Source organism: Streptosporangium carneum, assembly GCF_027922005.1.
GTDB classification, from domain to species: domain Bacteria; phylum Actinomycetota; class Actinomycetes; order Streptosporangiales; family Streptosporangiaceae; genus Streptosporangium; species Streptosporangium carneum.
In genome coordinates this window covers 1-568 of record NZ_BSEV01000128.1, presented here as the reverse complement: position 1 = coordinate 568, position 568 = coordinate 1, and the positions used below count along the sequence as shown (strand labels likewise).

The 568-nt window shown below is 70.8% G+C and carries 1 protein-coding gene; it reads right to left on the bottom strand.

The window, feature by feature from the left end:
- A partial coding sequence (locus tag PKF00_RS45000; RefSeq protein ID WP_271223780.1) for an LptF/LptG family permease occupies nucleotides 1-568 on the bottom strand: 568 nt, incomplete at both ends.

Genomic DNA, 568 nt, shown 5'->3' with positions numbered 1-568 from the left:
GCGCCATCAGCGCGGTGATCGCCGGTGCGGCCCAGGCGGCCGTCAGCGGTGGCAGGGCGCCCGTCGACCCGGAGGAGCTGGGGACTTCCTGGAAGAAGAACATCACGAAACCGGCCAGCCCGCCGACCAGCGCAAAGGCGGCCGCTCCGCCCAGCCGGTGCAGGCGCAGGGTCGCGGCGGCGGCGATCAGCGTTGCCGCCAGCAGCGTCAGGGGCAGGGCCAGCAGGCCGTGCCAGCGCAGCTCGTAGCGTGCGGTCGCCAGACCGGCATCGCGGGCGGTGGCGATCAGGCCCGGCAGATCCCAGAAGGACACGCCCTGCGGCGAGCGCGCGCGTTCGAACAGGGCCTGCCGGTTGATCTGGGTCGGCAGGGTGATCATGCCCAGTTCCAGCGCGCTTTCATTGGGAATGCGCTCGATGGCATCGGTCACTTCCCAGAAACCGTCCATCAGCTGCGCGGTCGCCCCGTCGATCCGGCGCTCCAGGCCGGGCACGCCCTCATCGCTCAGCGAGAAGTGATAGAAGGTCGGGCGCCGCACTTCCTGGCGGTTCTCCTCCAGTGCCATGGC